Here is a 7,385-nt window from a genome sequence, read left to right as displayed (position 1 = left end):
ACTAGGAAACTAGCCGCAGGCTGTACTGGAGTAGGGCAAGGTGAAGCTGACGTAGTTTGAATTTGATTTTCGAAGAGTATTAAAAATTATTAAAAAGATTTATAAAATTTAGATAGTGTGATATTATGAGATAAAGATACAAGAGAAAGAGGTATTTATATGGCTGAACAAGACTTAGCTATGCAAGTATTGCAACAAGTGGTGAAACTACCTGTTGTTAAGGTTGATCGTTCGAAGTTTTTAGTGGATAAGTTTTCCAAAGAATTAGATTCACAGGACATTCCTACCTTATTAGAACAAGGCCCAACGTCTCTCTTATCTTAAGAAATCTTAGATCGAGTGGCTAATGCCTGTATTAGGGATAATGTTTTATTAGCGAGTGGGACTTCTGTTGTTGCAGGATTACCAGGTGGACTTGCCATGGCAATTACCATACCAGCGAATATAGCTCAATTTTATGCTTTTTCTTTAAAATTAGCTCAAGAACTAGGGTATATTTTATGAGATATGTGAGAAGGAAATATAAAAGAGAATGATGAAATACAAATGTAATAGGTACATATATGTGGTATACTAGTTATAGTAGATTTTAATTGCTTATATCGAGTGAATTCTCATATTAGTGAGGAATTTTTAAATGGAATTACAATTTAATTTAGAACTAGTAGAAACCTATAAAAGTAATAGTCAGAAGGCACGTATCTTAATGGAGGATTGGGTTTATCGTCAGTCTTATTGCCCTAATTGTGGGAAAAATCCTTTAAATCATTTTGAAAATAATAGACCTGTAGCAGATTTTTACTGTAATCATGGTAGTGAGGAGTTTGAACTAAAGAGCAAAAAAGGAAATTTTTCATCAACAATCAATGATGGTGCTTATGCAACGATGATGGAGCGTGTGCAGGTAGATAATAATCCTAATTTCTTTTTTAACTTATACAAAAAATTTTGAGGTAAATAATTTTCTTGTCCTTCCGAAGCAATTTGTTACACCGAAATCAATTATTCAAAGGAAGCCACTTGCGCCAACTGCTAGACGAGCAGGTTGGATTGGTTGTAACATTGATTTATCACAAGTACTTTCTAAAGGAAGAATATTTTTTGTGAAAAATGGACAAGTTAGAGATCCAGAAAAAGTTACAAAAGAATTTAAGCAAAGTTTATTTTTAAGGAAGAACTCTCTTTCAGTAAGAGGTTGGACAATAGAAATTCTAAATTGTATAGATAAGATAGAGGGTTCAGAATTTACCTTTGAAGATATGTATCGTTTTGAAAGTGACCTAAAAAATATCTTTGTTAAGAACAATCATATCCAAGAAAAGATTAGGCAACAGCTTCAAATATTAAGAGACAAAGAAATAATAGAATTTAAAGGTAGAGGAAAGTATCGGAAATTATGAAAACTTATGTGTAATGGTTTATACTTTATCAGACCCTGATTGTGTGAGGTGGTTGTCTGAAAATATGGAGTTTGGTGATGAGAAACAACTTTTTTTATTGAATAAAAAATATAGCTGGGAATATGGAGATGAATTACCAGAGTGGTTGGAAAGCCCAAAACTATATAGATTATTGCTAATAAGTGAATGATTGGAAAGCAATTTAAAACTGAAAAAGTATACAGTAGAAATTACAGAAACTTTATCACGTTTAGTAAGTATAGAGGCTGAAAATCCAGATGAAGCCGAACGACTTGTAAGAGAAAAGTATAAGAGTTGTGAAATTGTTCTTGATTCAGATGATTTTCAGAACTATGACACTAGCATATATGATTAGATAGATGTTTTTATTTTGTCACACAAAAAAGAGGCTCGCACCTCTTTTTTAGTTTCAGATAAATTAATCAATTTTTTTAATAAATTTAGCAATTTCTTTTACAATCTCAGTAACCAAAGCATTTCCCATAAAAAACATTCTCATTTTATCAGATACCTCTACAATAGATCCATCTGACAATTTCTTTTTAGCTGTCCAATCATCTGGGAAATCCTGAAGGCGTTCAGCTTCAATGGGTGTAATTAATCTATATTTATTGTTTACAAATAATAAATGTGTGGAACGATTAACTGTTCCTTCGGATGTAAGCATTGTTCGTCCTGGAAGGTTTAAATCATCATAAGGGGACATTCCTCCTTCTGAATAGATGTATTGATGTCCGTCAGAGGATGTTCGTTCAATTTTCTTAGGTCCTCTAAGATATTGAAATTTTTCCAATTTTGACTGATCAGTTAAAAAATATTTTTCAGGTACTTCAGACTCATCTTGAAGAATTTCTCCTAGAGTGATAGGATTGCCATTGTAATTAGGTTCTGTATCAATAGAATAGTATTTTCCATGTCTCATAATTCCTGTATTCCAAACAGTACCAGTAAAAGTATCTGAAACTTCAACTATATCATTTGGTAACTCATAAAACACATGACGATTTTTAACTGCTATAGGTTTAATAGGAAATTGTTTTGCAAATAGACCTTGATTGAAAATATAGTCATCATACCTATTATCTTCAAAGATTTCTTCATTTTTTTCGTAAAGATTGTCATTTTTTTGGGCAAAGACTGTATCATTTCGATATACGAAAAAGAATACACGACGTCTTCGTTGGCTTCTTCCATACTCAGCAGCATTAATAACTCTCCACTCTACAGAATATCCAAGGTTATTAAAAGCTGTTAGCATGATTGCAAAATCACGTCCTCTCTGTTTTGAGGGCGCTTTTAAAAGCCTATCCACGTTTTCCAGAATTAAGTATTTGGGTTTAATGATTTCAGTTGCTCTAATGATTTCCCAAAATAAAACTCCTTTTTTTCCTTCAATACCTTTTTCATCTTTCTTGCTACGCGCAACAGAGTAATCTTGGCAAGGAAAACCACCGACAATCATATCGGCATCCATTTTGGAAAATTGTTCGTCTGTTACATCAGAGATACTAATATTGATGTTTTCGCTATTGGGGAAGTGATAATCATAGACCTCAAATGCGTCTTGAGATTTACGAGATGGTTCCCATTGGTTTGCCCATTTTGTTTTAAAGAGTTGCTTATCGGCATTTTCTAATCCTATGCGAAACCCGCCAACTCCAGCAAATAGTTCGAGAACTTTCATCTTTTCTCCTTCATTTTTTTACAGTTTAATCCATTATATACTATTTTCAATGATTGATCAAGTATTAATGTTTACTTTAGTTTAATTTGATATAATATAAAAGATAGGAGAAGAAAATGGATCAAAACTTATTTAACTATAACGATGAAGATATCGATAGTGTTATTGAATATTCTCACAAACTATTAAATAGAAAATTTTCCGATGTTATGGAAGAGTATAATCGTTCGCTTTATAAATCATATGACGATTATAATGATAGAGTAGTCTCTGAGGTACAAGATAAAGCAATTAGTATGAAGTCAAAAGGGCAGTATGGAAATTATATTGAAAAATATTTCTATGGTTACCAGCCAAATAGTGACTCGGAAGCTGACTTTGAAAAAATAGGTGTAGAGTTAAAAGTTACTCCTTTTAAGATAAACAAAAATGGGACACTTAGTGCAAAAGAACGACTTGTATTAACAATACTAAACTATATGGAGGAAAATTTAGAGGATTTTTACTCCACTCATTTATGGAAAAAATGTGCAAAGATTTTGTTATTGTTTTACAATGGCTTAATTCCTAATCAAACAATGAAGGACTATGTCATTGAAAAAATATTTTTATATGAATGGTTTGAGGAGGATATGGCAGTCATCCTTGAAGACTATCAGAAGATTATAGATAAAATCAAAAATGGAAGGGCACATGAATTATCAGAATCAGATGGAAACTATTTATCAACTTGTACAAAAGGTGCAGGTAAAGGAAAGGATTTAAGACAGCAACCATTTAGTCATGAATTAGCAAAACAAAGAGCTTGGGAATTAAAATCAAGTTATATGACCTATCTGATTAATCATAAAATTTTTAACCAATCAGATCAAGAAAGTGTTTTGGCTAATTTTAGGGGTGAAAAAAAGTCATTTACTGAGGTTATTGCAGAGAAGATTCTTTCCTACAAAGGTTTCTCTGAACAAAAGTTATATGATAGATTTGAAGTGAATCCCAAGGCAAAAGGTAAGAATAGTACTCTGATTAGAAAAATTTTAGGCTTGACAGGGGATTTGGATAAGACCAAAGAATTTCAAAAAGCAAACATGAATTTGAGAGTTATTCGAGTAGATAAGAATAATTTACCTAAGGAAGACTCTCCATTTAAAACTTATTGTTTTAAAGAATTAGCAGCAACAGATAGTTGGGAATCATCACATGTTTATAATGAAATTTATAATAAACGATTCCTTTTCGTTATTTTTAAGGAAATTGAACCTAAGCTATTTGTATTAGATTCTATCAAATTTTGGGGATTTCAGGATAGACAATTAGAAGAAATCCAAAGAGTGTGGCAGGAAACTAGACAAATTATTTCTGACGGAGTTAAATTAACTCAAAATGGTAATAAAGTTTCAACTAATTTCCCTCAAAGTAAGATAAATAGAATTCTATTTACGAAATTACATGCTACCAATGCTTACTATGAAATTGAAAAAGGAAAATTTGTTGGGAAAGGCTCATTATCTGATACAGATGAACTTCCAGATGGACGTAGGATTACAAAACACTCCTTTTGGATGCCTAAGAAGTTTATAAAAGAAATATTAGATGGGAATTGGGATTGATAGTATTTATAATCAATTTGTGATAAACAAAAAAAGAGGCTCACACCTCTTTTTCTTATTTCTTTTTATGATTTAATACGGCATTGAGGACAATGGCGAGTAGGCTGGCTACGACGATTCCGTTTGAGAAGAACATTTGGAAGGCTGTCGGCATGCTGACAAAGAGATTACTGTTGTTGAGTCCGACACCTGCAGCGATTGAAACAGCTGCGATAAGGAAGTTATGTTCATTGTTAGCAAAGTCAACACGAGCGAGGATTTGCATCCCTTGAATGGATACAAAACCAAACATCACCAGCATGGCACCACCGAGGACAGGGCTCGGAATGATTTGAGCAAGGGCACCAAACTTAGGAAGGAGTCCAAGGAGAACCAGGAAACCAGCTGCGTAGTAGATTGGCAGGCGAGTCTTGATACCTGATAATTTAACCAAACCAACGTTTTGTGAAAATCCTGTGTAAGGGAAGGTGTTAAAGATTCCTCCGAGAAGTACGGCCAAACCTTCTGCGCGGTAACCGTTGCGCAGGCGCGTGCTGTCGATTGGATCTTTCGTGATATCAGACAAGGCTAGGTAAACACCAGTCGACTCAACCATAGACACCGTTGCGATGATACACATCATGACAATAGATGAGATTTCAAAGGTTGGCATCCCAAAGTAGAGTGGAGTTGGGACATGGACAAGTGGTGCTGACGCAACAGGAGAGAAGTCCACCAAACCCATGCTAGCAGCAATGGCGGTTCCAACAACCAGACCAATCAAAATAGAGATAGACTTGATAAATCCTTTGGTAAAGATGTTGATCAAGAGGATAATCAGAACAGTAATAGCTGCAAGCAAGAGACTTTGACCAGTTGGTTCTGGAATGTTATTTCCCATATTTCCAATAGCGACAGGGATCAAGGTTAAACCAATCGTGGTAATAACAGATCCTGTTACGATAGATGGGAAGAGATTGGCTACTTTTGAGAAGATACCTGAAACAAGAACCACGTAAATCCCTGATGCGATAAGGGCACCAAACATAGCGCCACTACCATGGCTTTGCCCAATCATAATCAAGGGAGCTACCGACTGGAAGGCAACCCCAAGAACGACTGGTAGCCCAATCCCAAAGTATTTGTTGAGTTGGAGTTGGAGGAAGGTTGCCACACCACACATGAAGATATCTGTGGAAATCAGGTAGGTCAACTGCTCAGTTGAATAGCCAAGGGCTGTCGCAATCATGATGGGAACCAGGATAGATCCTGAGTACATGGCTAGTAAGTGCTGCAAGCCAAGAACGGCTGCTTGCGAATGTTTTTCTTGAGTTTGCATTAGAGATCTGCCTCCTTAAATACGACTTGACCATTTTCAAAACGATCCAAACGAGCGAGTGATAGAACAGGGTAACCTGCTTTTTCAAGCAAATCACGGCCATCTTGGAAAGATTTTTCAATTACGATACCGATAGCTTCGACTGTGGCACCAGCTTGTTCGATGATTTGAATCAAGCCTTTGGCAGCTTGGCCGTTAGCAAGGAAATCGTCGATAATCAATACCTTGTCCTCTGGTGAGAGGAATTTTCCAGCGATAGAAACGGTGCTGGTTACCTGCTTGGTAAAGGAGTAGACTTGGGCAGTTAAGATGCCTTCATTCATAGTGATGTTTTTAGCTTTTTTAGCGAAAATCATGGGAATGTTTAAGGCTTCAGCTGTAAAAAGGGCTGGGGCAATGCCTGACGCTTCAATGGTCACAACCTTAGTAATGCCAGCAGCAGCAAATTTTTCCGCAAAAACCTTACCAATCTCTCGCATCAAGCTAAAGTCAACTTGGTGGGTTAAAAAGGAATCCACCTTGAGGATGTTGTCACCCAAGATATGCCCATCCTTGAGGATGCGCTCTTCTAATAATTTCATAAGACCTCCTAAAGTCTAAAAGCCAGTTTACTTGTTGGTTAAATGTTTCTATAGTGATCCAGTTTGCTAGTACTATATATTTGATAAAACTAGTACGAGCGAAGCGAGTCTTATCAAATATTTCCCGTTATAGTGGTATCATAGACAATAATCTTGTTATTGTCTATGGCGGGATTTTTGAGACTTTTGGCTCAAAAATTAGGGATGAAATTCCCTGGATTCCTGAAATTATTCACAGGATAATTTCACCTCCCGTCCGCACTAATTAAGGGAAATATTAAAAATATTCAAAAAAGACCTACTTAATCTCTAAGTAAGTCCCCAAAATAGGCATGGCAAAAACGACCATACCTCACTTCTGACTTACTTATTGTTAGGTGTTCCGGCACCTTGTAGAAACGTCGTGCCAATTCACGACATAAACAAGTAAAACGATATTTAATTTAAAATAGGCTTGAGCTAATGTTTTTATTTTACACTAAATAACTTTAGAAATCAACTATTTCGTTAGTGTCTTGGTTTAAAAAGCGAACAAATATAATAAAAATGGGGAAAAATCAACTTATTGGCTAACATTTATACTCAATGAAAATCAAAGAGCAAACTAGGAAGCTAGCCGCAGGCTGTACTTGAGTACGGTAAGGCGACGCTGACGTGGTTTGAATTTGATTTTCGAAGAGTATTAGAAGATTTTTTCATCATAAAAGACATATTATCAAGATTTTTCAAGACTTGACAATATGCCTTTCTCTAACTTTAAAGATTTTTTCCCAA

4 protein-coding genes, 3 pseudogenes and 1 riboswitch are annotated in these 7,385 nt (G+C 35.2%); of the genes and pseudogenes, 4 read left to right on the top strand and 3 right to left on the bottom strand.

Translation table 11 applies throughout. The features are described from left to right. Nucleotides 1-159: 159 nt before the first annotated feature. The 3 pseudogenes from HT701_RS11665 to HT701_RS11660 form a co-directional block, all read left to right on the top strand. Nucleotides 160-498: pseudogene (locus HT701_RS11665) on the top strand (hypothetical protein); the annotation flags it as partial. Nucleotides 499-637: 139 nt separating this feature from the next. Then, nucleotides 638-1,400 (top strand): annotated as a pseudogene (locus HT701_RS10920) (DpnI domain-containing protein). After that, a pseudogene (locus HT701_RS11660) lies at nt 1,396-1,776 on the top strand (DpnD/PcfM family protein); the annotation flags it as partial. The pseudogenes HT701_RS10920 and HT701_RS11660, both read left to right, overlap by 5 nt. Before the next feature lie 63 nt (nt 1,777-1,839). On the opposite strand, the gene dcm reads toward HT701_RS11660, so the two are convergent. After that, entirely contained in the window at nt 1,840-3,105 is a 1,266-nt protein-coding gene (gene dcm / locus HT701_RS10910; RefSeq protein ID WP_050207411.1) for a DNA (cytosine-5-)-methyltransferase, read from the bottom strand. 116 nt (nt 3,106-3,221) lie between these two features. Between dcm and HT701_RS10905 the strand changes: the two genes are divergently transcribed. Next, nucleotides 3,222-4,712, top strand: coding sequence for a Sau3AI family type II restriction endonuclease (locus HT701_RS10905; protein WP_050222916.1), 1,491 nt, complete (start codon nt 3,222-3,224; stop codon nt 4,710-4,712). Nucleotides 4,713-4,767: 55 nt separating this feature from the next. Here HT701_RS10905 and HT701_RS10900 read toward each other — a convergent pair whose 3' ends face one another. Continuing rightward, nucleotides 4,768-6,030, bottom strand: a complete 1,263-nt coding sequence (locus HT701_RS10900) for a nucleobase:cation symporter-2 family protein (RefSeq protein ID WP_172931532.1) — start codon at nt 6,028-6,030, stop codon at nt 4,768-4,770. After that, on the bottom strand, nt 6,030-6,611 hold the full coding sequence (locus HT701_RS10895; RefSeq protein WP_138704020.1) for a xanthine phosphoribosyltransferase: 582 nt from the start codon (nt 6,609-6,611) through the stop codon (nt 6,030-6,032). The genes HT701_RS10900 and HT701_RS10895 overlap by 1 nt, the downstream gene beginning before the upstream one ends. A 350-nt stretch (nt 6,612-6,961) precedes the next feature. Next, nucleotides 6,962-7,057: riboswitch (purine riboswitch) on the bottom strand. Nucleotides 7,058-7,385 lie beyond the last annotated feature (328 nt).

Source organism: Streptococcus sp. 10824, from assembly GCF_013276595.1.
GTDB classification, from domain to species: Bacteria; Bacillota; Bacilli; order Lactobacillales; family Streptococcaceae; genus Streptococcus; species Streptococcus pseudopneumoniae.
This window is presented reverse-complemented; position numbering and strand designations above follow the sequence as displayed.